The sequence below is a fragment of the Streptomyces sp. NPDC038280 genome, from assembly GCF_055600045.1.
On the sequence record NZ_JBVJYZ010000023.1, the window covers coordinates 50,461 to 68,767 of the forward strand.

The 18,307-nt window shown below is 71.7% G+C and carries 19 protein-coding genes; 11 read left to right on the forward strand and 8 right to left on the reverse strand.

Annotation, left to right across the window (positions count from 1 at the left end; all coding sequences use genetic code 11):
* Positions 1-86: 86 nt before the first annotated feature.
* Positions 87-1,529, reverse strand: a complete 1,443-nt coding sequence (locus ACZ7J0_RS30905; RefSeq protein WP_470892912.1) for a cellulase family glycosylhydrolase — start codon at positions 1,527-1,529, stop codon at positions 87-89.
* Positions 1,530-1,707: 178 nt separating this feature from the next.
* Between ACZ7J0_RS30905 and ACZ7J0_RS30910 the strand changes: the two genes are divergently transcribed.
* Complete coding sequence (locus tag ACZ7J0_RS30910) at positions 1,708-2,058, forward strand: PRC-barrel domain containing protein (protein WP_470892914.1); 351 nt, start codon at positions 1,708-1,710, stop codon at positions 2,056-2,058.
* Positions 2,059-2,100: 42 nt separating this feature from the next.
* Complete coding sequence (locus ACZ7J0_RS30915) at positions 2,101-2,271, forward strand: hydrophobic protein (RefSeq protein ID WP_469122086.1); 171 nt, start codon at positions 2,101-2,103, stop codon at positions 2,269-2,271.
* A gap of 365 nt (positions 2,272-2,636) precedes the next feature.
* Here the strand turns inward: ACZ7J0_RS30915 and ACZ7J0_RS30920 are convergent, their stop codons facing one another.
* Positions 2,637-3,134, reverse strand: a complete 498-nt coding sequence (locus ACZ7J0_RS30920; RefSeq protein ID WP_470892916.1) for an SRPBCC family protein — start codon at positions 3,132-3,134, stop codon at positions 2,637-2,639.
* A 65-nt stretch (positions 3,135-3,199) separates the two neighbouring features.
* Between ACZ7J0_RS30920 and ACZ7J0_RS30925 the strand changes: the two genes are divergently transcribed.
* The 3 genes from ACZ7J0_RS30925 to ACZ7J0_RS30935 all read left to right on the forward strand — a co-directional run bounded on the left by ACZ7J0_RS30925 (position 3,200) and on the right by ACZ7J0_RS30935 (position 5,327).
* Positions 3,200-3,784 (forward strand): TetR/AcrR family transcriptional regulator, encoded by a 585-nt coding sequence (locus ACZ7J0_RS30925; RefSeq protein ID WP_470892918.1) that lies wholly within the window; start codon positions 3,200-3,202, stop codon positions 3,782-3,784.
* A gap of 172 nt (positions 3,785-3,956) precedes the next feature.
* On the forward strand, positions 3,957-4,703 hold the full coding sequence (locus ACZ7J0_RS30930; protein ID WP_470892920.1) for a VOC family protein: 747 nt from the start codon (positions 3,957-3,959) through the stop codon (positions 4,701-4,703).
* Positions 4,704-4,868: 165 nt separating this feature from the next.
* Positions 4,869-5,327, forward strand: coding sequence for an SRPBCC family protein (locus tag ACZ7J0_RS30935; protein ID WP_470892922.1), 459 nt, complete (start codon positions 4,869-4,871; stop codon positions 5,325-5,327).
* Between the two features lie 197 nt (positions 5,328-5,524).
* On the opposite strand, the gene ACZ7J0_RS30940 is transcribed toward ACZ7J0_RS30935, so the two are convergent.
* The 5 genes from ACZ7J0_RS30940 to ACZ7J0_RS30960 form a co-directional block, all read right to left on the reverse strand.
* On the reverse strand, positions 5,525-5,671 hold the full coding sequence (locus ACZ7J0_RS30940; RefSeq protein ID WP_470892996.1) for a CDGSH iron-sulfur domain-containing protein: 147 nt from the start codon (positions 5,669-5,671) through the stop codon (positions 5,525-5,527).
* 37 nt (positions 5,672-5,708) lie between these two features.
* Positions 5,709-6,362 (reverse strand): HemK2/MTQ2 family protein methyltransferase, encoded by a 654-nt coding sequence (locus ACZ7J0_RS30945; protein WP_470892924.1) that lies wholly within the window; start codon positions 6,360-6,362, stop codon positions 5,709-5,711.
* Positions 6,363-6,393: 31 nt separating this feature from the next.
* Positions 6,394-7,491, reverse strand: a complete 1,098-nt coding sequence (locus tag ACZ7J0_RS30950) for an iron-containing redox enzyme family protein (RefSeq protein ID WP_470892926.1) — start codon at positions 7,489-7,491, stop codon at positions 6,394-6,396.
* Positions 7,492-7,528: 37 nt separating this feature from the next.
* Positions 7,529-8,824 (reverse strand): preATP grasp domain-containing protein, encoded by a 1,296-nt coding sequence (locus ACZ7J0_RS30955; protein ID WP_470892928.1) that lies wholly within the window; start codon positions 8,822-8,824, stop codon positions 7,529-7,531.
* A 105-nt stretch (positions 8,825-8,929) separates the two neighbouring features.
* A complete protein-coding gene (locus ACZ7J0_RS30960; protein ID WP_470892930.1) occupies positions 8,930-9,535 on the reverse strand; it encodes a flavodoxin family protein in 606 nt (201 codons plus the stop codon).
* A 543-nt stretch (positions 9,536-10,078) separates the two neighbouring features.
* Between ACZ7J0_RS30960 and ACZ7J0_RS30965 the strand changes: the two genes are divergently transcribed.
* The 3 genes from ACZ7J0_RS30965 to ACZ7J0_RS30975 all read left to right on the forward strand — a co-directional run bounded on the left by ACZ7J0_RS30965 (position 10,079) and on the right by ACZ7J0_RS30975 (position 11,493).
* Positions 10,079-10,624, forward strand: a complete 546-nt coding sequence (locus ACZ7J0_RS30965) for a type 1 glutamine amidotransferase domain-containing protein (protein WP_470892931.1) — start codon at positions 10,079-10,081, stop codon at positions 10,622-10,624.
* Between the two features lie 34 nt (positions 10,625-10,658).
* Positions 10,659-11,153 carry a flavin reductase family protein gene (locus ACZ7J0_RS30970; protein WP_470892933.1) on the forward strand — a complete coding sequence of 165 codons (495 nt, stop codon included), beginning with the start codon at positions 10,659-10,661 and terminating at the stop codon, positions 11,151-11,153.
* A gap of 100 nt (positions 11,154-11,253) precedes the next feature.
* On the forward strand, positions 11,254-11,493 hold the full coding sequence (locus ACZ7J0_RS30975) for a DUF6296 family protein (RefSeq protein WP_470892998.1): 240 nt from the start codon (positions 11,254-11,256) through the stop codon (positions 11,491-11,493).
* Positions 11,494-11,627: 134 nt separating this feature from the next.
* Here the strand turns inward: ACZ7J0_RS30975 and ACZ7J0_RS30980 are convergent, their stop codons facing one another.
* Positions 11,628-14,432, reverse strand: a complete 2,805-nt coding sequence (locus ACZ7J0_RS30980) for a SpoIIE family protein phosphatase (RefSeq protein ID WP_470892935.1) — start codon at positions 14,430-14,432, stop codon at positions 11,628-11,630.
* Between the two features lie 377 nt (positions 14,433-14,809).
* Here ACZ7J0_RS30980 and ACZ7J0_RS30985 point away from each other — a divergent pair, with 377 nt between their 5' ends.
* The 3 genes from ACZ7J0_RS30985 to ACZ7J0_RS30995 are packed head-to-tail and all read left to right on the forward strand — an operon-like array spanning position 14,810 to position 18,284.
* Positions 14,810-16,126: a uracil-xanthine permease family protein gene (locus tag ACZ7J0_RS30985; protein WP_470893000.1), complete on the forward strand. Its 1,317-nt coding sequence runs from the start codon at positions 14,810-14,812 to the stop codon at positions 16,124-16,126.
* Between the two features lie 29 nt (positions 16,127-16,155).
* The gene (locus tag ACZ7J0_RS30990; protein ID WP_470892937.1) at positions 16,156-17,577 is read left to right on the forward strand and encodes an amidohydrolase family protein; all 1,422 of its coding nucleotides are present in this window, start codon (positions 16,156-16,158) and stop codon (positions 17,575-17,577) included.
* 17 nt (positions 17,578-17,594) lie between these two features.
* Positions 17,595-18,284 (forward strand): sulfite exporter TauE/SafE family protein, encoded by a 690-nt coding sequence (locus tag ACZ7J0_RS30995; RefSeq protein WP_470893002.1) that lies wholly within the window; start codon positions 17,595-17,597, stop codon positions 18,282-18,284.
* Positions 18,285-18,307: the final 23 nt, after the last annotated feature.

Sequence of the window (18,307 nt, forward strand, 5' to 3'; positions counted from 1 at the left end):
TCCGGCCTTCACGCTCGCCGAAGACCGTGCGTCCCCGCCCGCTCAGCGCGTCAGTTGGGCGGACGGGGGCGTGGAGGGAGGAGCGGTCAGCCCGTGGGGAAGTCGTCCGGGGTGCGGATCCGGTCACGCACCCAGACACCGGCGGGCTTGAGCGAGGTGGCGCCGGCCCAGGGGCCGTTGCTGTCGCAGGTGCCGGTCTTGAAGACGGCCCCGGTGCGGTTGTCGTCGGAGTAGTTCCAGTTGACCCAGCTGATCTTCTTCGCCGCCATCAGGTCGAGGTAGCGCTGCGACATCGTGAAGTCGTTGCCGCCTTCCCCGGCGTAGTTCTGGGTGCCGAACTCCGTGACGAAGACAGGCAGCTTGTCGGCAGCCCGGGAGAGCGTGTTCAGGTACTCGTCCCGGTGCGAGTACGCGTAGAAGTGGAAGGTGTACATGATGTTGGAGGCCCTGACGGGGTCGGAGACGACCTCGGACTCGTCCGCGCCTTCGGAGACGCCGAACGAGGACCAGGCGCGGGTGCCCACGAGGACGGGGGTCTCGGCGTCCTTGGCGCGGATCACCGGGATGAGCTGCTCGGCGTAGCTCTTGACGCGCGCCCAGTCGACGCCGCTGGGCTCGTTGGCGATCTCGTAGAGAAGGTTGGTCTTGCTGCCGTGGCGCTGGGCGATCTCGGTGAAGAAGGTCTTGGCGCGGCTGAGGTTGGCGTGCGGGTCGCCGGGGTCGAGCATGTGCCAGTCGACGATGACGTACATGCCGCGCGCGGTGGCCTGCTCGATCAGCGAGTGGGCGAGGTCGGTGTATGTGCGGGGGTCGGTCTCGTAGCCGCCCTCCTGGACGTAGGTGGAGACGCGCAGGACATCGGCGTTCCAGTCCTTGGCGAGGGCGTCGAGGGAGCCGCCGGTGAGGCACTGGCTGTACCACTGGGTGCCGTGGCTGCTCATGCCGCGCAGCTGGATGGGTTTGCCGTACTGGTTGCACAGGTGGGTGCCGCAGACCTTGAGCTGTCCGTTGATCGCGGCCGGGGTCGAGCCGCCGGGCGCGCTCGCGGTGTCGACGGTGAGGTGGTCGACGTTGGGACCGCCGCTCGCGGTGGTGGCGGTGGCCCGGATGGTGTTGGTCCCGGCCTTGAGGGCCGCGCTGAGGCCGGCCGTGGTCCAGGAGGTCCAGGCGCCGGTGCCGGGAAACGCCTTGCCGGCCGCGGCGACGGCGCCGTTGACGGTGATGTCCATGGGGCGGTCGGTGGTGGTGCCGTTGGCGTAGCGCAGGGTGAGGGTCGCGGTGCCCGCCCGGGAGGCGTTGACCGTCCACTCGGTGTAACTGCCGCTGACGTTGTCGTAGTTGACGAATCCGGCGCCGGTGAACCCGGCATGGTTGGACTCGACGGTGCCCCGCGCGACGGTGGCGGTCTCGGCTTCGTGGGTGACGGGAGCGGCGGGCGCGGGCGGCGCGGTGGTGAGGCCGATGAGCAGTGCGGTGACGAGGGTGCCGGCGCCTGCGAGGAGGCGTGGGCGGAGTCGTGCCGTTCTCATGGGGTCTCCCGTCGGCGAGGCGCTTCAATTGGAAGGAAACTTTCCTAACCAGAGGGAATAGCAGCCGACGACCCGCTTTCGCAAGGTCCATGACAATCTGCGTGCGCTCGGGCCGATGTTTGCGCCCCTGTGACGGGGTAACCGCAGAAACGAGCGTGAGGTACGAAAGGTGGACATCATGCAGGCCGATATCTGGGGCTTCTCACCGAACACCGGCCACGCGCCGGGGGAGGCACTCGTCGGCTACGCGGTCGAGGCGACCGACGGGTCCATCGGAAAGATCGACAAGCACTCCGAAGACGTGGGCAGGTCGTACCTCGTCGTCGACACGGGGCCGTGGATCTTCGGAAGGAAGGTACTGATTCCGGCGGGCCTGGTCTCCCGTGTCGACCCGGAGAGCGAGACCGTGCATGTGGCCTGCACCAGGGACGAGGTCAAGGACTCGCCCGACTTCGAGAGCGGTCGCCACGAGAGCGACGTCGCTTTCATCCAGCTCATCGAGCAGTACTACGCGAACCGTCATATGTGATCGCACAGACCGTATGACGCGGGAAGGTGAGGAGAAACAGCCATGGTTCCACTTCTGTTGGTGCTCCTGCTGATCCTGATCCTCTTCGGGGCCGGCTTCGCAGTGAAGGTTCTCTGGTGGATCGCGCTCGCGGTGCTCGTCCTGTGGCTGCTGGGGTTCCTCTTCCGCGGCGCGAGCGCCGGCGGTGGCCGGGGCCGCTGGTACCGCTGGTAGGCGGACCTCTCATCCCAGCAGTTACCGGGATTCGGACAGCCCGGTAGCGGTTGACCACGGCGCGATGGAGTCCGCGTTCCGCAGACGCCTGTCGTCGGCGAGGAGGATCCGTCCGCGTCGTCGAGTGTCGCGTCCGTGGTCTCGTCGGCACCATCTGGGCCCGGCCGGTCTGAACGGCCTGCTTGGCCCGGGTGGTGCTGACGCCTTTCCGGCGCCTCCCGTGGCGTCGACGCCGTACGCCTTCCGCGCGTCGCGGTGGACCGTACGGGGAAGCGGGCCGTGGCCCAAGCGGGTGCCCCGCTCGGGCCGCGGCCGGAGCGGGTGCCCCGCCGCAGGACTGGCGCGTTGGGGCTTCCTGCGGATCGTCACGGCCGCTCGAGACGCGCGGCCAGGCCGCGGAGCAGCTCCACGTACGGGCTGCGGCGGGCGGGGCGCGCCACCCGGCCGGAGCAGACACGTTCGGCGCGGTCCAGACTGTCCTCCAGGCACGCGTCGTGCAGCGGCCGCCAGACGAGGGGCCAGGTCAGACGAGCCGGTCCGGCGACGTTCATGGCGAGCGTGTGGCGCAGCAGCGTGTGCCGGTCGTCGACGGGCAGGACCGCGTACTCGTGGAATCCGTGGAAGCCTCGCGGCCCGCTGAAGGCGAAGCGCACCCAGGTGGAGGGCACGTAGGCGGCGACGGTGTAGCGCACCGGGCCGTGGCCGCCGGCCGCGCCCACGGCCAGCGGCCCGTCGAACCTGATCGGCGGCCAGCTGCCGTGCGCCCAGAGGCGGTCCGCTTCGCCGGACAGCGAGTCGACCAGCGCCCCCACCTCCTTCGGTGACGCCGCCAGCAGACGCTCGTGCACGTTGTGGACACCCATACCGTCCTCCTCGATCCCCAATTAGAGAGGCATCTCTATTAGAAAGAGAGAGTACTCTCTGATTCGTGGCCAGACCATCCCGCTTCGCCATGGACCAGCTGCTGGACGCCGCCGTGCGCCTGGCCGCCGCCTCGGGCCCGCCGGGAGTGACCATGTCCGCGGTCGCCCAGGAGGTCGGGGCCCCGAGCGGTTCGATGTACCACCGCTTCACCGGCCGGCCCACGCTGCTGGCCGAGGTGTGGCTGCGCACGGTCGAGCGCTTCCAGGGCGGCTACCTCGCGGCCCTCGACTCGGAGACCGACCCGCTCAGGGCCGCGCGCGCCGCCACCCGCCATGTCATCGCCTGGAGCCGAGCGCACCCCGAGGAGGCCGCGCTCCTTCTGTACGGCCCCGAGGACTTCGGACGCGCCGACTGGTCCGAGGAGCACCTGCGCCGGGCCGACCAGGGCAACCGGCGCGTTCTCGCCGCCGTCGCGTCCCTCGCCGCGGCTCTGGACGCCGAGGACCCCCTGGGCGCGGAACGCGTCGCCCTGGCCCTGATCGACCTCCCCCTCTCCCTGGTCCGCCGCCACCTGCGCGCCGGCAGCCCGCTCCCCGCCCACGCGGAGGACCTCGCCGAGGAGTGCACGGCCGCGCTGCTGGGCCCCTGATTCGAGGGCCGGAATACGGTTGCCGGGCCTCGCGCGGAATGGCGCGCGCGCCGTGACGTGCCGAAAGGGTTAGCGTGAAACGGTTCCAGTCACGCGTGAACGGTAGATGGGGTTGACGGCAGTGTCGACGTCAAGTCACGAAGCGTTTGGTGCACCGTGCTGGGTCAGCCTCATGGCCCGCGCCCTGGAACCGGCGCAGCGGTTCTACAGCGAGGTTCTCGGATGGGAATTCCATCGCTCCCGGCTGGGTGACGAATTCTCCGTGGCCTTTCAGCAGGGCGTCCCGGTCGCCGGAATCGGAGCTCTGGACAGGGGCATGTCCGTGCCCGTCGCGTGGACGCCCTATTTCGCCGTCGACGACGCGGACGCGACCGCCGCCCGGATCCGCGAGCGCACCGGGACGGTGGCGGTCGGCCCCCTCTCCTTCGGGACCGGGCGGGCGGCCATCGCCGCGGACCCCGACGGCGCGGTCTTCGGGATCTGGGAGGGGAGGGCCATCCCGAACTGGGCCGAGGGGCCCGACATGGCTCCCCCGTGGATCGAGCTGCGCACCCGTGACGCCTTCGCCGCGGCGATCTTCTACGGAGGGGTCCTGGACTGGGCCTGCGACCGCCCGGACTGCTGCAGCGTCTCCTACGAGGACGACCACGTCGTGCTGCGCCACGGCGGCGAGCCGATCGCACGCCTGGGAGGCGGCGCCGTCGACGCGGCGCCCGACCCCCAGGTACGCCCCCGCTGGCATGTGCACTTCCGCGTGCCGGACCCCGCGGCCGCGGCCGAGGCCGCCACCAAGCTGGGTGGCGCCGTCGTCTCCTCTCCCCCGACCCGCACCTCCGGCCGGGCGGTCACGCTGCGCGACCCGGACGGAGCACTCTTCACGATCGACGCGGTCGAGGCGCCGATGCCTCCGGCCCAATAGCGCCGACGACGCGGGCGGCGCCGAAATCGCCGGACGACCGGCCTCATTCGAATAAGGCAATTCGGCTGTCATAGGTGCCGGGTGATCGGGTACCCGCAGCTACGTGCCGAGATCCGCGCGGCAGATCCACTGCTCTGCGGACGTCACCCGGAAGGAGGCTCGGTAATGAGCACGGTGAAGGAGTCGGTAGAGGTCGAGGTCCCCGTCCGTACCGCCTACAACCAGTGGACACAGTTCGAGGAATTCCCGAACTTCATGGAAGGCGTCGAAGAGGTGACCCAGGTCGACGACCGCCACAACCACTGGACCACGAAGATCGCGGGCGTACGACGTGAGTTCGACACCGAGATCGTCGACCAGCTCCCCGACGAGCGGATCACCTGGCGTACGACCAGCGGCGACACCAAGCAGAAGGGCATGGTCAGCTTCCATCCCATGGACGCCACCCACACCCGGGTGGAGCTCGTGATGGACGTCGAGTCCGGCGGAGCCGCGGAGAAGGCCGCCGACATGACCGGCATGATCGACAGGCGCGTCAAGGGCGACATGCGGCGCTTCAAGGAGTACATCGAGCACCGCGGCGGCGAGTCCGGGTCCTGGCGCGGTCGTATCACCCCCGGGTGACCGCGCCCCTCGCGATCGCTGGACACCGCTGAGCACGCTTGGCAGCGGGTAGGGCAACGGCGGTCGGACGGCTGAGGAGATCTCCTCGCCGTCCGACCGCCGTTTCGCGTTGCGCGGCCACCGCTCCCCATGCCGCCGCTCCCCAGGGGAAGGGCCCCCACCCGCGACCTGAGCGGGTGGGGGCCCTGACCGTGACCTCAGTCGCGGGTGCGGCGCCGGTGGCTGGTGTCGCACCAGGGGTAGGCGCGGCTGCGGCGGCATGTGCACACCGCCACGCAGAAACGGTCCGACGTGACGGTGGTGCCGTCCGGCAGCACGATTTCGACGGGGCCCGCGACCAGCATCGGGCCCTCGTCCTGGACGCGGATGCGCCTCGGAGTGTCAGCGCCGGCGTCGGGCACGGATGACCACCAGCTCTTCCTTCTCGTCGCCCTCCCCCAGCAGGCCGCGGCTGCGCAGCCAGCCCTGCCGGGACCGCAGGACCGGCCCCAGCGGCACATGACGCCGCTCGGTGACCTCCGCGTCCAGTCCCGCCGCGCGCAACGCCTCCAGGGTGGCCTCCTCGCCGCTCAGCGCCGAGTGGACCAGGAGCAGGGTCCCGCCGGGCCGGAGCAGGGGCGGCGCCTCCTCGCAGATGCGGTCGAGGATCAGACGGCCGTCGTGCCCGGCATCCCACGCGAGGGCCGGGCCCCGGGTGGGCGGGCCGTCGGTGGGGCTCGGGACGTAGGGCGGATTGCTCAGGATCAGATCGAAGGTGCGTCCGGCCACCGGACGGGTGAGATTGCCGCGCAGCACATGGACCGACATCCGCGCGAGCAGGGCGTTGCATCTGGCCGTCCAGACGGCGCGGCGGGAGATGTCCACCGCCGTGACCTGCGCTCCTCGTCGGGCGGCGGCGATGGCCAGCGCTCCGGTGCCGGTGCCCAGATCGAGGACCTGGGCACCGGGTGGCAGTGTCTCGCCGCTCAGCGCATCGGTCAGGAGGGCCGTGTCGTCTTGAGGGGCGTAGACGCCCGGGGGAGATATGAGAGTCACGTGTCCCGTGTACCCGGATACATCGAAAGAATCATGATGTTTCGGTACGAAGGGGTTGAAAAACCTCGGCGTCTCCACGCAGGGCCGATGTGTCCTGGCGCCAGTGGCGGAGGAGGTGCTCACCGAACAGGTCCTCGACATGACCGGTGGCGTCAATGCCGAAGGCGATGTCGGCCTCCAGGTGGGGCTCGGTCTCCAGCAGGCCGCCGATGACCTCGCGCCGCACGATCTGCTCGTGCACGGCGTCCGCCTCGACGTGCTCGCTGTAGAAGAACTCCGCCGCCGGTCCCGCTCCGGTCCGTGCCATGGCCTTGGCCAGCCGCCGGGAACCAGGTGAGGAGGTCACCTCGACAGCGGCGAAATGACCGACGAGCGCCCCGCGCAGAGAGCGGTGCAGCCCGAACAGCGACATGAGGTTCACCGTGGCCAGCATCTGCGCGGACGCCGCGTCCAGATAGCGGCCGTACGTGGTGTCGAGGCTCAGATCGGTCATGAGGTCGGCGAAGAGCCGGGCGTGGACCCGCTCCGCCCGTCCCCCGCCGTACTCGTCGAACTCCACGGCGGCCATGCCGGCCTTGGCGCGCCCCCAGAGCCTCGGCAGCACCCAGGCGTGGGGATCCGCCTCCTTCAGGTGGTAGAGCGAGCGCTGTGCCGCGTACTCGCGCAGCTGCCACAGCCGTCCCTCGTCCTGGAGGAAGTGCGACACGCCCGTCCCGTGCACGGGCTCCACGAGCAGTTCCGCCAGCGCTTCCTCGACGGTCCGGTGGCGGGTGGCGTCGGCGCGCAGGGCGGTGAGGTACCGGTCCTCCAGGATGGAGCGCACCCACAGCAATTCGGGGTCCCATTCCAGGGCGTCGTCCACGCCGGCGAAGCCCCGGTAGTGCAGCTCGTAGCAGGTGTAGAGCGCGAGCTGCAGGTCCTCGCCGTAGGGGTCGGCCGTGCGGACGGCACGCTCCTGCGGGGTCGCCGTACCGCCGCGGAGACGGCTGATGACGGCGGAGGAGAGCTCCCCGCGCTCCTGGGGCAGCTCGGGGCCGTGCCCGGCGGGCGCGTCCGGCACCGGGCCGTCCTGTCCGGATCCGGCCGGGCCCGGGCCCTGTCGCAGGAGTGCTCGCTGTTCGCCCGTCATGTCCTACCTCGCCAGATCAAGGGTGGGGGTGCGCCGGTCAGGTACCCGCTGGGCGGAAATCCATGGCTGTGGCGAGCCCCGTCTCGATCTCCGACGCCCTCGCCGCGTCGTCGGCGATCACCGCGTAGCGCCAGGCCGTCCCGTCCTCCGAGGCGTCCGCGTACAGCACGACGCCTTCCCGGCGGGCCGGATCCCAGCCGAGGCCTGCCTTCCGGGTCCGCTCCAGCGCGTCGGCGAACTCGAGCGGAAGGGGTCCGACGCCCTTGCCGAGGAGCCAGGCGGGGTCTTCGAGCCCGGCGGCGCCGGCGAGCCGGCGGACCATCGACTGCGGCGTCGTGGTGGCGGTCCGGCGCACATTGGCCTCCGTGGCGTACAGGCGGCCCCGCGGGGTGACGACGGCGTCGAGCCCGTACGGCCCGGCGTAGCCGTGGCGTGCCAGGTGGCGGCCGAGCGCGGTCCCCCACTCCTCCAGCTCGCGTGCGGCGTCCTGCGGCAGGCCGGTGAGGGGCGACGCGTAGCCGGTGAAGGAGCCGCCCCGCGTGCGCATCTCACCGGTGAACCTCACCACCGGGCTCTCGGGCCGCGCCTCCATCTGGATGCTCACCGAACGGGCCACGTCGAGGCATCTCTCCACGACCCACTCGCCGTCCCCGCACCCGTCCACCTGCCGGTCCCCGGTCATCTCCACGTCCGGGATCCCCTCGGAGCGGGAGAGGAAGCGCAGCCCGTGGCCACCGGCGGACCGGTCGGGCTTCAGCACCACACGGTCGTAGCGGCCGAGCAGGCCGGCGACGGTCTCGGGCAGCCGGCTCCGGCGACAGGACCGCCCTGGGGGCAACCGCATACCGAGGCCTTCGGCCACGGCTCGGAAACCCGTCTTCGTGTTGAGCCGGGACGCCACGTCGAGCGCGGCAGCGCTCGGCCCGTCGGGGCCGTACGGGTCCACCCGCACCCCGAGCGCCGCCGCGAGGTCGGCCGTGGAGCGGTCCAGCGCGGTGGGCACCAGACGGGCGCCCACCCGCTCTTCTGCAAGCGTCCGCAGTTGCTCGAACAACCCGGCGCGGCGCAGCGCCTCCGCCATCGGGACCCCCTCCGTCCAGGGCACGGTGAGCACCGTGACGGAGGCGGCGGGGACGTCCAGGAGCTCGGCCGCGTACTGCCGGAACGCGGGGCTGAGCGGGACGGGAGTGACCAGCACATCGCCAGGACGGGTCAGCCAGAGCTTCCGCGGGGCCTGGGCCGACCACTGCCGCAGCACCTCGTGCGCGCGCAGGTCGACTGCCAGGTCCGACATGAAGTTGGCGTAGACGATCGAAGGGACGCCGTGTTCCACGGGAGCCTCCCTTCGCCGGGCCATGTGCTTCGCCGGGTTACTGGTTCCTTCATACGCCCGGCGCGGCCGTCGCGCCCGGTCCCGCACGCCGCGTGCGCGCACCCGCTACGCAGGAGGCGCGCCGAGCGGCTTGGCCGCGAGCGCCTGCGCCGTGCCGTGGAGATTCGCCGCCATGGCGCGCCCGGTCTTGTGGGCCCAGTCGTGGCCGCGTTCGTCGTCGAGGTAGTCCGGTCCCGCCCCGGGCCCGAGGTGCCAGTACGTCCACGCCTGCCCGGGGACGGTGTAGCCGATGTCGCCGAGGGCGCCGTTGATCTCGCTGATCACATGATGGGCGCCGTCCTCGTTGCCGGTCACCACGACACCGGCGACGCGGTTGTAGGCGACGGGGCGGCCCTCGTCGTCGGTCTCCGAGATCATGGCGTCCATCCGCTCCAGTACGCGCTGGGCGACGGAGGAGGGACGGCCGAGCCAGGTGGGTGAGGCGATGATCAGGATCTCGGACTCCAGCAGCTTGCGGCGCACGCCCGGCCACTGGTCGCCCGCCCCCGCGTCACTGGTCACTCCCGGCTTGATGTCCAGGTCCACCGCTCGTACGAAACCGACATCCACGCCGTAGGAGGTGAGCTGGTCGGCCACGACCTCGGCCAGTGCGTGGGTGTTGGAGGGCTCCGGGGACGTCTTCAGCGTGCAGTTGATCACCAGTGCTTTCATGACGACACCGCTACCCGCTCGCCTCGGCGGCACGCCCCCGCTCCTGGCCGCCCACCTGGCTGGAGGAGGCGCGGGCCGGTGGGAGCCGATGCGGAAAGGGGCAGCCCGCCGGCGCCTCGCCCTCCGTGTGCCCGGGGGCCGACCCTCGTGGGAACGGCTGCCGGGGGCTTGCGAGCCGCCGCCGTCCACGGGGAGGAAAGGGCGCGTCTCGGTGCCTTCGGAAGGTCTGCCGGCGAGCTGCCATGGATCCTGATGGGTGGCCGGACGCGGTTCGGGGGGAGAGAACCCGCGTCCGGCCACTCAACCCGGGGGCTGCAGGACCGCTCAAAGCCGCATCCACCCGGCACCGAGCGCCTAACCGCGGATCGGCGCGTCAAACCCGGTCCGGCGGAAATCGCATGGCGCCCGCGGCCAAGTGCGGTGGCCATGCGTAAGTCCCCGCCGCCCGGGAACCCGCAGACGCGGGCGCCCGTCCGGCCGGGATCTTCACCGGACGCGGCGGACACGGTCGCGGAAGTGGCAAGGCGAGAGGACGTGAGTTGCATGCGAGTGGCGTTCCTGATGGCCCCCGAAGGGGTCGAGCAGGTCGAGCTGACCACCCCCTGGCAGGCCGTCATCGATGCCGGCGGTGAACCGAAACTGCTCTCCACCGACCCCGGTCACGTCCAGGCCTTCCACCACTTGGACAAGGCGGACACCTTCCCGGTGGACGGAACGGTGGAGACCACCGCGGCGGACGACTTCGACGCGCTGGTGCTGCCCGGCGGCGTCGCCAATCCGGACGCCCTGCGCACCAATGAACTCGCCCTCGCGTTCGTACGGCAGTTCTTCGAGACCTCCAAGCCCGTGGCGGCCATCTGCCACGCGCCGTGGACCCTGGTGGAGGCCGACGTGGTGCGCGGGCGGACCGTCACCTCCTGGCCCAGCCTGCGGACCGACCTGCGGAACGCGGGCGCGACGTGGGTCGACGAGGAGGTCGTCGTCTGCCACGCGCAGCCGAGCACGCTGATCACGAGCCGCAAGCCCGACGACCTGCAGGCGTTCTGCTCGGCCTTCGTGAAGGAGTTCTCCAAGGTCGGGGCGGGCTGAGGGCCGAGGCGGCGGGGAACCGGGAGGACCAGGCATGGAGGAGGAACTGGGCGGGTTCACCGATCTGCTCGACTACCCGCTGTACGTCGTCACCGCGTCGGCGGACGGCGAGCAGTCGGGCTGCCTGGTCGGGTTCGCCTCGCAGTGCTCGCTCGATCCGCCGCGGTTCATGGTGTGGCTGTCGACGGCGAACCACACGTACAAGGTGGCCTGTCGCGCCTCGTTCCTCGGCGTCCATGTGCTGCGGCGCGAGCACCGGGAGCTGGCCGAGCTGTTCGGCGGCCGGACCGGCGACCGGATCGACAAGTTCGCCCAGGTCCGGTGGCACGCCGGGCACGGGGGCGCCCCGGTCCTTCCGGAGTCACCCGGTTGGTTCATCGGCCGTGTGGAGAGCCGTACGCCCGGTGGGGACCATGTCGGCTTCCTGCTGGTACCCGTCGAGGAGGGCGGTACGGCCAGGGGCGGGGGCCGTGTGCCCCTGCTGCGCCTGAGCGACGTCGAGGGTCTGACGGCGGGCCATCCGGCGTAGGGGCGCTATGTCGCACGACTCCCCATTTCGGCCGTCCGCATCCGATAATGGTGGTTCGGCGCCGCAGGCGCTGGTGGGCGTCATGGAAGAGGAGGGCGTCATGGGCCGGGACACCGCATACGAACTGGTCTTCGCCGGCCCCGCGGATGCGGCGCCGGGCAGCGAGGACGCCGTCCTCGTCCATCGCACCGACCGCACGGGCCCGGGCGGGCATCCGATCTACGCCGATGACACGGGCATCGTGCAGGCCGAGATCAGCGATCGGGGCGAGGTTCGGATGATCGCCAGCGGGGGCCACCAGCAGCCCGCCTCCCGGGTGGAGGCGCGTGTACCCCATTAGGCGGCCGGGCGACGCGGCGTCCGCCCGATGAGGGGGCGACGGCATCCGCCCTTCACCGGGCCTGTCCGCACCGGCTCCGCCGGTCGACGGGCCCGTTGGGCGTCGACGGGCCCCTTTGGCGGGGGCCACCGTCGTCACCAGGCCATTTCCCCGTCGAGGTCGTCGAGACCGTCGAGGGCGTCGAACATCATCATCGGCGAGTCGGGCATCTCCGCGCTCAGGGACAGCTCCGCCCAGATGATCTTTCCCTGGGCGACGTACCGCGTGCCCCAGCGCTGGGAGAACTGCGAGACGAGGAAGATGCCCCGGCCGCCCTCGTCGGTCGTGGCCGCGCGGCGCATGTGCGGTGAGGTGTTGCTTCCGTCCGAGACCTCGCAGACCAGGCTGCGCCCGCGCAGCAGGCGTACCTGTACCGGCGCGGACCCGTAGCGGATGGCGTTGGTGAGCAGCTCACTGAGGATGAGCTCCGCCGCGAAGGCCAGGTCTTCCAGGCCCCAGGCGGCGAGCTTCTCCCGGGCCTCCGCGCGCACCCGGGAGACCGCCGACACGTCGAACGGCACGTCCCAGACGGCGACGTTCTCCGGTTCGATCAGCCGGGTGCGGGCGACGAGGAGCGCGATGTCGTCACTCGGCTGCCGGGTCAGCATCGCGTCGGTCACCGCCCGGCAGGTCTCCTCGGGGGTCAGGTCGCGCGGGGCGATGGCGGCGCGCAGCGCTTCGAGGCCTTCGTCGATGTCCCGGTGGCGCTCCTCGACGAGTCCGTCGGTGAACAGCACGAGCCGGCTCCCCTCCGGCAGCTCCAGTTCGGTCTCCTCGAACGGGGGCGCGCCGATCCCCAGCGGCGGGGAGACCGGCAGCTCCACATAGGTCACGTCCCGGCCGGGAGCGACCAGCGCCGGAGCGGGATGGCCGGCGTGGGCCACCGTGCAGCGCCCGCTGACCAGGTCGTAGATGGCGTAGAGGCAGGTGGCGCCGCTGACCGGTACCCGGTCGCCCTCGGCGGTCTGCTCGGCGTCGATGCGGGACACCAGGTCGTCCAGATGGGCCAGGAGATCGGCGGGCGGCAGGTCGAGCGAGGAGAAGTTCAGCACCGCCGTCCGCAGCCGGCCCATGGTGGCCGCGGCGTGCATGCCGTGGCCCACGACGTCGCCGACGACGAGGGCGACGCGGAAGCCCGGCAGGGGGATCACGTCGAACCAGTCGCCCCCCACGCCCGCCTGCGCGGGCAGATAGCGCCAGGCGACCTCGAGCGCGTCCTGCTCCGGCAGGTCGCGCGGGAGCAGGCTGCGCTGAAGGGTCACCGCCATGGCGTGCTCGCGGGTGAAGCGCCGGGCGTTGTCGATGGCCACGCCCGCTCTGGTCGCCAGCTCCTCGGCGAAGGAGGCGTCGTCCTCGTCGAAGCGCGGAGCGTCCACGGACCTCCAGTAATTCACCATGCCGAGGACCACGCCCCGCGCCTGCAGGGGCACGCTGATCAGCGACCGGACCCCGTACTCGAGCGCCTCGCGCGCGCCGGCCGGGTCCTGGGCCTCCCAGCCGTGCGCGGAGGCGAGGTCCGCTTCGAGCACGGCGTGGCCGCGTTCCAGGGCCCTGGCCATCGGGGTGGTGGGGATGACGAAACGGATCACGTCCCCGACCGGCTGGAGCGGATGGTCGTCACGGATCCCGCTGAGCGCGGTGCGCCGCATCTCCCCGAGCGCCCCCGTGGGCTCGTCACCGCGCAGGACGGGATCGAGCAGCTCCACCGTGACGAAGTCGGCGAACCGGGGCACGGCCACGGCGGCCAGTTCCCTCGCCGTCTGCCGGACGTCCAGGGTGGTGCCGATGCGCACGCCCGCCTCGTAGAGCAGCGTCAGCCGCTCCCGTGCCACCTCCGCCCGCCCCGACAGCGCACGCAGCTCGGTGGTGTCCCGGAGGCTCGCGACCATGCCGCGGAATCCGCCGTGGGGGGCCGTGGGACGGGTGTTGACGGCGAGCAGCCGGTCCCCGGAGAGGAAGACCTTGTCGGAGACGGTCTCGCCCGAGTCGAGGAGGTGTGCGATGCCGGGGCTCAGATTCAGGTCGGGCACCGGTCTGCCGTCCGCGTCCGGAGGGAGGTCGAGCAGCCTGCGCGCCTCGTCGTTGGCGAGCACCAGCCGCCCGTCGCCGACGATGACCACACCCTCGCGCACGGCGTGGAGCACGGAGTCGTGGTGCTCGTACATCCGGGTCATCTCGGCCGGGCCGAGGCCGTGGGTCTGGCGCTGGAGCCGCCGGCTGACCAGGGCCACTCCGCCGGTGGCCAGGACGAGCGCGCCGGCGGCGGATCCGAGGACGACGGGCAGCTGACGGTTCAGCAGGTCCCCGACGTTGGCGATCTGAATGCCGGCGCTGACCAGGCCGACCACCTTGCCGTCGGCGTCCGTGACGGGGACGAGGGCGCGCACCGCGTCGTGCGGTTCGCCCGTGAAGGTCTCGGTGAACGACTCGCCGGCGGCCGCGCGGGTGATGTCGCCCTCGACGCGACGGCCGATGAGGGCCCGTTCGGGGTCCGTGTAGCGAATCCCTTCCGTGCTCAGGACGGAGATGAAGTCGACGCCCGCGCCCTTCTGCGCCCTGTCGGCGGCGGACTGCAGTGCGGCGCCGGGGTCGGGCGAGCGCAGGGCGAGGGCCGTCCCGGGCGCGTGGGCGAAGCCCTCCGCGGCCGCCAGTGAGCGGTGCGCGGCGTCCTTGCTGCTGTCGTACCGTCCCTGCAGGACGAGGGCGGCCGTGGCGCCGATCAGGAGCAGGAGCACGACGACGACCTGCAGCAGGAAGACCTGCGCCGCGAGGCTCTTCAGGCTCAGCGGAGACCGCGGCCACCCTGTGTGCGCGGGCCCGCGGCGCTCGCCCTGCTCACGTGTCCGGGCGCTGGTGTGCGACACGACCCCCGGCCGGCGCCATCGGGGGCGTCCAGTCATGTCCCAGTTCTAACACTGCGCCGCTCTCGTGGCGACCTGTCGTCGCCCGCTCTCTTGACGACTTCCCCCTGGGTCTCAATACTGGCGGCCAAATCGATTTGGCCGACACCTCCGGACACGCACACCCCCGCGCATCCGACGTCGGTGCACCTCCGCTCAGCAGCACCTTCCCCATCCGTCACCGGCCGCCGTCCCGATGCCGGAGCGAGCGAACGGAGCTCGATGTGTCCACTCCCCGTACCACGCCTCAACCCGAACCCGCCGACGCCCGGACCGAAACCGATACCGAGACCGAAGCCGGGGCCGGGTCGCTGTCACCCGCCGACCGGCCCCGTCCCGAGACGCACCCGGTGGACGAGCACCGGCCCCTCGGCCGCATGCTGCTCTTCGGCGTCCAGCACGTGCTGGTCATGGCCGCGACGCCCATCTCGGCCATCTTCCTCATGAGCGCCACGCTGGATCTCGGTCCCGCGCTCACCGTCAATCTGCTCTCCGCGGCCTTCCTGCTCTCCGGCGTCGGCTCGCTGATCCAGTCGCTGGGACCCTGGAAGTTCGGGCCGAGGCTGCCCTTCGTCATGCTCCCCGGCGGCGCCCCGCTGATCCTCTTCATGGCGATCGCCGAGCAGCACGGCCTACGGACGGCGAGCGGCGCGGTCATCCTCACCGCCGCCTTCTACTTCGTGGTGCTCCCGGTGTTCTCGCGGCTGCTGAGGTTCTTCCCGGCCCTGGTCATCGGCACCATGATCGTCATCGTTGGGGTCAACCTGGTGAAGGTCGGCGCCGTCCTCGTCGCGGGCCGGCCGGGCACCCCCGGATTCGGCGACCCGACGAATCTGTTCCTGGGACTGGCCACCATCGGCTTCACCGTCGCCTTCTTCTGGCTCTTCAGCGGACTGCTGCGGCAGCTGGCCGTCATGCTGGGTCTGATCGCCGGCACGATCCTCGCGGCCACCCTCGGCCGGACGGACTTCGGCGGCGCCTCGGAGGGTGGTCTGCTGACCGTCCCGGAACTGCTGCCGTTCGGATCGCCACAGTTCAATCTGTTGGCCGCGCTGCCGCTGATGCTCTACAGCCTCGCCTCGATGGCGGAGGCCACCGGCCAGACCGTCATCAACGCCGAGGCCGTGGGCAAGGAGATCGACACCCGTCGGGACGTCTCCAAGACGATCCGGGGCGACGCGCTCACCTCCTTCTTCGGCGGCTTCCTCGGCCTGCCGCTGATGGTCACCAGCGGCGAGAACATCGGGATCGTCCGGGTGACCGGGGTGCGCAGCCGGTACGTCACCGCGGCCGCCGGCGTCGTATTGATCCTCATGGGCTTCCTGGCGCCCGTCACCCGGCTGATCAGCGTCGTCCCGGCCGCGGTGGTCGGCGGCACGGCGATGCTGGTCTTCGCGGTCATCACCGTCCTCGGCGTGCAGATGCTCGGCCGCGCCGACCTCCAGAACCACGCCAACACCTTCGTGTGCGCCACGGCCCTGTCCCTCGGTCTGCTTCCGATCCTCGTCCCCGGCGTCTACGCGGCCTTCTCGCCCAACCTCCGCATCCTCCTGGAGAGCGGTGTGGCGGTGGGAGCCGTCACCGCGGCCGTCCTGCACGCCCTGTTCCACCACGTACGTCCCCGGCTGCGACGAGACCCCCTCCGCGCGGCCGCGCCGAGCGGCGACGCGGTGCGCCCGGCGCCCGTGCGATGACCCGCCCGTACCCTCACGAGAGAAGTTCCATGAACAGCCTCACCGCCGACATCCTCGGCGACGACACTCTTCTGCTCGTCCCGGACGTCGTCCTGACGCCGGACGGCCCGGTGCGCGACCACGCGGTGGTGGTCGCCGGCGGAGCCTTCGTCGCCGTCGGCCCCGCCGAGCCGCTGACCCGGCAGTACCCGCACCTCACACCGGTACGCGCCACCGGGCATGTGCTGATGCCGGGTTTCGTCGACGCCCATCACCACCTCACGCAGAGCTTCGGCTCCAGCCTGGCCTTCGGTGAGCCCTCGGAGATCTTCCGCCGGGTCTGGCTCCCGCTCGAGGGCGCGCTGGACGAGGAAACCGCCTACGTCTCGGCGAAGTTGGCGGTCCTGGAGTCGCTGCGGGGCGGGTTCACCACGGTCACCGACGCGGGCACCCGCGCCCCCGTCGACGTGGAGGCCGTGGCGGCCGCCGCGCGGGACGCCGGCATCCGCTGCGTCCTCGGCCTCGTCTGCAACGACGCCGCGGAGGGCACGCCGGCCGGTACCGACGAGACCCTGGCGGCCGCCGAGAAGCACCTCTCGCGCTACGCCGGTGACCCGCTCATCCACCCCTCGCTGGCCGTCTCCCTCCCCGAGGCCGCCACCGAGCGGACTCTGCGCGACACCGCGCGGCTGGCCTCCGAGGCGGGGGCGGTGGTGCAGATCCATGTCAACGAGCACCTCGCCTCGGTCGAGAGGTCCCTGCTGCGCCACGGAATGCGGCCACTGGAACATCTGCACCGCCTCGGCGCGCTGGGCCCCCAGCTCCTCGCCGCGCACGCCACCTTGCTCACCCCTTCCGAGCTGACGCTGCTCGCGGACACGGGTACGGCGATCAGCTACAACCCGGTCGCCAGTGCCTGGAAGGGCAACGCCGTCGCCCCCGCGACCACTCTGGCCGAACGCGGCATCCGCTTCGGCCTCGGCACCGACGGCACCCGCGGCGACGGGTTCCGGCTGGTGGAGGCGGCGGAGTTCGCCCAGCGGATCGCCTACGGTCTGGCCGTCGGTGACTCGTCCTGCGGCGCGGGCCGGACCTGGCTGCAGCACGCGACCTCGGGCGGCGCCGATGCCGTCGGCCTGGGCGGGCTCACCGGCCGGATCGTCGAGGGGGCCGCCGCGGACTTCCTCCTCGTCGACCTGACGGGACCGGAGATGGCCCCGTCCTGGGACCTGCCCTGGGAGCTCGTCCGCCTCGGCAACCGCGACCAGATCAGCGCCGTGTTCGTCGCCGGACATCTGCGCATGTGGCAGGGCCGGCCCGTCGGCTGGGACGGACCGGCCCTGGTCGCGCGGGCCGCGGAGGTGGGCCGGCAGGTGGTGGCCCGCTCCCCCATCACCCGCGTCCACCCCACGTCCGTGGAGCACTGGTCGGCCGGCCGGAGCGGGTCCTGTACGGCGGACGGCGCGCTGTGAGTGTCACCGTCGTCGCCATGCTGTCCCTCGTCGTCGTCGCCGCCGCGTTCGTCCAGGGCGCGAGCGGCCTCGGCTTCGCCCTGATCGTCGCGCCCGTGGCGGGTCTGCTCGCGCCGGCCCTGCTTCCGGTCTTCCTGCTCGCCGTCATGATTCCGCTCAACCTCCACGTCGCCTGGCGGGAGAGGGGCTCCCTGGATCTGCGCGGAGCGGGCTGGATCACGGTGGCCCGCCTGGCGGCGACGCCGGGCGGGCTGGCCCTGCTCTGGTTGATCCCCGAGAGCAGTCTGGGCCTGTACGTGGGTCTGGCCACGCTCCTGGCGGCCCTGGTGAGCTTGGCCGCCCCGGCCTTCACCCCCGGCCGGGGCGCCTATCTCGCGGCGGGCGTCGTCACCGGTCTCTCCGAGACGGCGACCGGCGTCGGCGGGCCGCCCCTGGCCCTGGTCTACCAGCACCGCCCGGCGGCCGAGATGCGCTCGACCATCGCCCTGTGCTTCCTCGTCGGCGAAGTCGCCTCGCTCGGCCTCCTCTTCGCGGCGGGCAGGGCGGAGATGACGCAACTGGGCTGGGCGGCCTTGATGGTCCCGGCCCTGGCGGTGGGCGGCTGGCTCAGCCGACACGTCCACGACCGGATCGACGGCCGCCGGATGCGCGTGTTCGTCCTGTCGTTCGCGATCGTGTCGGGGGTGGTGCTCATCGCGGGCGCGTGAGGCGTACGCGGGGTACGGCCCGG

Excerpts from the sequence above, each read along its gene's own strand:
- ACZ7J0_RS30995 (WP_470893002.1), top strand. The coding sequence starts at position 17,595 with ATGCTGTCCCTCGTCGTCGTCGCCGCCGCGTTCGTCCAGGGCGCGAGC.
- ACZ7J0_RS30985 (WP_470893000.1), top strand. The coding sequence starts at position 14,810 with ATGCTGCTCTTCGGCGTCCAGCACGTGCTGGTCATGGCCGCGACGCCC.
- ACZ7J0_RS30975 (WP_470892998.1), top strand. The coding sequence starts at position 11,254 with ATGGGCCGGGACACCGCATACGAACTGGTCTTCGCCGGCCCCGCGGAT.
- ACZ7J0_RS30930 (WP_470892920.1), top strand. The coding sequence starts at position 3,957 with ATGGCCCGCGCCCTGGAACCGGCGCAGCGGTTCTACAGCGAGGTTCTC.
- ACZ7J0_RS30965 (WP_470892931.1), top strand. The coding sequence starts at position 10,079 with ATGCGAGTGGCGTTCCTGATGGCCCCCGAAGGGGTCGAGCAGGTCGAG.
- ACZ7J0_RS30990 (WP_470892937.1), top strand. The coding sequence starts at position 16,156 with ATGAACAGCCTCACCGCCGACATCCTCGGCGACGACACTCTTCTGCTC.
- ACZ7J0_RS30970 (WP_470892933.1), top strand. The coding sequence starts at position 10,659 with ATGGAGGAGGAACTGGGCGGGTTCACCGATCTGCTCGACTACCCGCTG.
- ACZ7J0_RS30935 (WP_470892922.1), top strand. The coding sequence starts at position 4,869 with ATGAGCACGGTGAAGGAGTCGGTAGAGGTCGAGGTCCCCGTCCGTACC.
- ACZ7J0_RS30905 (WP_470892912.1), bottom strand. The coding sequence starts at position 1,529 with ATGAGAACGGCACGACTCCGCCCACGCCTCCTCGCAGGCGCCGGCACC.
- ACZ7J0_RS30960 (WP_470892930.1), bottom strand. The coding sequence starts at position 9,535 with ATGAAAGCACTGGTGATCAACTGCACGCTGAAGACGTCCCCGGAGCCC.
- ACZ7J0_RS30915 (WP_469122086.1), top strand. The coding sequence starts at position 2,101 with ATGGTTCCACTTCTGTTGGTGCTCCTGCTGATCCTGATCCTCTTCGGG.
- ACZ7J0_RS30980 (WP_470892935.1), bottom strand. The coding sequence starts at position 14,432 with ATGACTGGACGCCCCCGATGGCGCCGGCCGGGGGTCGTGTCGCACACC.
- ACZ7J0_RS30910 (WP_470892914.1), top strand. The coding sequence starts at position 1,708 with ATGCAGGCCGATATCTGGGGCTTCTCACCGAACACCGGCCACGCGCCG.
- ACZ7J0_RS30950 (WP_470892926.1), bottom strand. The coding sequence starts at position 7,491 with ATGACGGGCGAACAGCGAGCACTCCTGCGACAGGGCCCGGGCCCGGCC.
- ACZ7J0_RS30920 (WP_470892916.1), bottom strand. The coding sequence starts at position 3,134 with ATGGGTGTCCACAACGTGCACGAGCGTCTGCTGGCGGCGTCACCGAAG.
- ACZ7J0_RS30940 (WP_470892996.1), bottom strand. The coding sequence starts at position 5,671 with ATGCTGGTCGCGGGCCCCGTCGAAATCGTGCTGCCGGACGGCACCACC.